Genomic DNA, 3,437 nt, shown 5'->3' with positions numbered 1-3,437 from the left:
ACCGCAGCGGCTCGCGCGACGGCGGCGCCCGCCCGGCGGCCAAGCCGCAGGGCCTCACCGGCCATGGCGGTGCCAAGCCTGCGCCCAAGCCGCAGGGCCATACCGGCCATGGCGGTGCCAAGCCGGCGGCCAAGCCCCACGCGCAGCACGCGCCGCGTGCGGCCTCCAGCCAGCCCGGCCGTGACGGAGGTGCCCCGCGGCACAACAACGGCCCGCGCCTGACTCAGCCCAAGCGCTGAACGCGAGCACGCCAGCAAGCCCCGAGACAGCTCGGGGGCTGGAAAGGCGGGGGGCACAGGCATAGCGTCGTCGATCCGCGTCCTCGCGACGCAACTTCGAGGAGACAGCCATGAGCCTGCTCACTCACCTCCCCCGTTTCGGCCGCCTCAGTGCGGCCGTTTTCACGTGCGTGGCCCTGGGCGCCGCCCTGGCGGCGCATGGAGCGCCGGCCGGCAACCGCTTCAAACCCGTAGGGCCTGACAACGCCGACGGCGCCAACGCCGAAGCTGGCGAGCGCTGGACCGCAGCCGACTACGAGGCCTATGCCGCCGCGCACCCTGTGCCGGGCAGCGCGCTGGGTCTGCCGGCTGCCAACAGCTTCTTGCTGTTCTCTCAATGTCGCGCCCTGGCCGGCGTCACCTATGCGGCCTTCGCCGCGGGAGAAAACGACGCGATCGTCGGCGACACGCCTTTCGCGTTTGCCTCCGCCCTGCCCGGACTGGCAGGCAGCTGCTTCAATCCTCAGAACGAGCAGAACATCGTCACCCATCCGGCCAATCCCAACCACCTGGTGACCTCGGCCAACGAGTACCGCGCCAACGTGCACACGGTCTACGTGTCGACCGACCGGGGCGCGAGCTGGCGCAACATCGTCCTGCCCGGTTGGACCCTGGAGAGTGGCGCTGGCGGTGTGTTCAAGAACGTCGACTCCTGCGGCGACCCGGTGCTGGCCTTCTCGCCCGGCGGCGACCGGCTCTACTACGCCGGCCTGGAATGCGCCGGCGGCCCCAGCCCCAAGCAGTCGCGCAGCGGCGTCGCCGTCGCCGTGTCGACCGACGGCGGCCTCAGCTGGAGCCGGCCGACCATGGTGCACTACACGGCCACCAGCAACTTCTTCCATGACAAGGAATGGATCACGGTCGGCCCGGACGGCGGCGTCCACCTCACCTGGACCTGGTTCCAGTCCACGCCCAACGGCAAGTTCGGCGCCTCACCCATCTTTCACGCGTCGTCCCGCGATGGCGGGCTCAGCTGGAGCGAGCCGCACCAGGTCAGCGCCTCCGCCTACCCCTATGACCAGGGCTCCATCCCGGCCGTGGCCCCCGATGGCACGCTCTACGTCTCCTTCATCGCAGCCATGCCCGAGACGGGCTACCAGGCTGACGCCGTCGTGCTGGCCCGCTCGCGCGACGGCGGTCTGACGTGGACCAACACCCGCGGCCCGCGCATCTACGACGACTTCAACTGCTACCCCACGCAGATTGGCGGCCAGGGCCGCCAGACGCTCAGCGCGCAGAACTACCGCATCAACAGCTTCCCGAGCATGGCGGTCGATGCCGACACCGGCCGCGTCCACATCGCCTGGGCCGACAACCGTGCCCACCCGAGCTGTGGCTATGAAAAAGGCGGCGGCTTCGATCCCACGCTGGGCAACACGCAGAACCAGGTGCACTACGTCTACACCGACGACGGCGAGCACTTCAGCGCCGACCAGGTCCTGAATCCACCCACCGACGACACGGTGTTCCCGGCCGTGGCAGCGCGGGGTGGCAAGGTCATGGTCGGCTACTACACGCGCCGCCATGCCAAGGCGGCGGGCGGCCTGGGCGGCGCCGACATGCGCTGCGCGTTGCGCGTCGTCACGGTGGGCCAGGCCGGCTATGCCGACGGCACCCTGCTGCCGGCGAGTTTCGGCAGCGGCATCAACCGCCAGACCAACGTCTGCATCGACTACGCCGGCCGCATGTCGGTCGACGGCGGCCAGACCTTCGCCGCCGAGACGCGCTTCAGCAGCGAGTCGTCCAACCCCTGGACACTGTTCACCGGCAGCTTCATCGGCGACTACACCGGCACAGCCATCGATGCCATGGGCCGCGGCGTCGCCGTCTGGACCGACTTCCGCGGTCAGCCTGGAGTGACGCCCGCCAACCAGGACACCGTCGTGCGCGTGCAGCCCTGACCCCGTCGCGCCGCCGGCTTGCGCCCCATCAAGTCGGCGGCCCTCACGCCGTGGTCGAATGGAGTCCTGAACCGTTGCCACAGAGGACTCCGTCTTGAAGCTGACCTTCCTCGGCGCCGCCGACACTGTCACCGGCTCGCGCCACCTGCTGACCCTGGGCGAGCAGCGCCTGCTGCTGGATGCCGGCCTCTTCCAGGGCTTCAAGGCCCTGCGCGAACGCAACTGGATGGCGCTCGGTGCGCCCGCCACGCAGCTCGACGCCGTGCTGCTCTCCCATGCCCACCTGGACCATTGCGGCTACCTGCCTGCGCTGCGCCGCCAGGGCTTCAAGGGCCCGATCTACGCCACCTCGGCCACACGCGACCTCTGCGACGTACTGCTGCGCGACAGCGCCCACCTGCAGGAAGAGGACGCCCGCCGCGCCAACAAGGAGGGCAGCAGCCGCCATGAGAAGGCACTGCCGCTTTACAGCGTGCGCGAGGCCGAGGCGACGCTCAAGCAGTTCGCTGCCCTGCCCCGCGACGGCCGGCTGCGCCTGGGCGCCACCGACATCCGCTTCACGCCGGCCGGCCACCTGCTGGGCGCCTGCAGCATCCATGTCAGCCAGGCCGGCCGCTCGCTGCTGTTCTCGGGTGACATCGGTCGTGTCAATGACCTGCTGATGCCCGTGCCCCAGGTGCCGGCCGCGGCCGACGTGGTGGTCATCGAATCCACCTACGGCAACCGTCTGCATCCGGCCCAGGACGCCCAGGCCCACCTCGGCCAGCTCCTGCGCAACACCTTCAAGCGCGGCGGCTCCGTCCTGCTGCCCAGCTTTGCCGTGGGGCGCGCCCAGGCCCTGCTGCTGTTGCTGCAACGACTGCGCAACGCTGGCGAGCTGCCGCTGGACGTGCCGATCTGGCTGGACAGCCCCATGGCCGAACAGGCCACCGAGCTGACCGTCAAGCACGCCCGGCTGCTGCGCATTTCGGCAGCCGAGGCGCGCAGCCTGACCGACCGCGTGCACTACGTGACCAAGCAGGCCCAGAGCCTGAAGCTGGCCGCCAGCCTCAGCGCGCCGCGCGCCAAGCCTTCCATCGTCATCTCCGCCAGCGGCATGGCGACGGGCGGTCGCGTGCTCAACTACATCGAGACGCTCGCCCCCCAGGCCCGCCACCACATCGCCTTTCCCGGCTTCCAGGCCGGCGGAACGCGGGGCGCGCGCATGGTGGCAGGCGAACGCGAGATCAAGGTTCGCGGCCGCTGGGTGCCCGTGAAT

2 protein-coding genes and 1 pseudogene are annotated in these 3,437 nt (G+C 70.3%); all 3 read left to right on the top strand.

The window, feature by feature from the left end:
* Window positions 1-239 (top strand): annotated as a pseudogene (locus tag VGF12_RS18030) (hypothetical protein); the annotation flags it as partial.
* A gap of 110 nt (window positions 240-349) precedes the next feature.
* The gene (locus VGF12_RS18025; RefSeq protein WP_331177427.1) at window positions 350-2,179 is read left to right on the top strand and encodes a sialidase family protein; all 1,830 of its coding nucleotides are present in this window, start codon (window positions 350-352) and stop codon (window positions 2,177-2,179) included.
* Window positions 2,180-2,273: 94 nt separating this feature from the next.
* The coding region (locus tag VGF12_RS18020) for an MBL fold metallo-hydrolase (protein ID WP_331177426.1) at window positions 2,274-3,437 on the top strand (1,164 nt) is incomplete at its 3' end.

Origin of the sequence: Roseateles sp., assembly GCF_036404855.1 — a bacterium.
GTDB lineage: Bacteria > Pseudomonadota > Gammaproteobacteria > Burkholderiales > Burkholderiaceae_C > Pelomonas.
The sequence above is the reverse complement of the archived record's forward strand: the minus strand, read 5'-3'. Positions and strand labels throughout refer to the sequence as shown.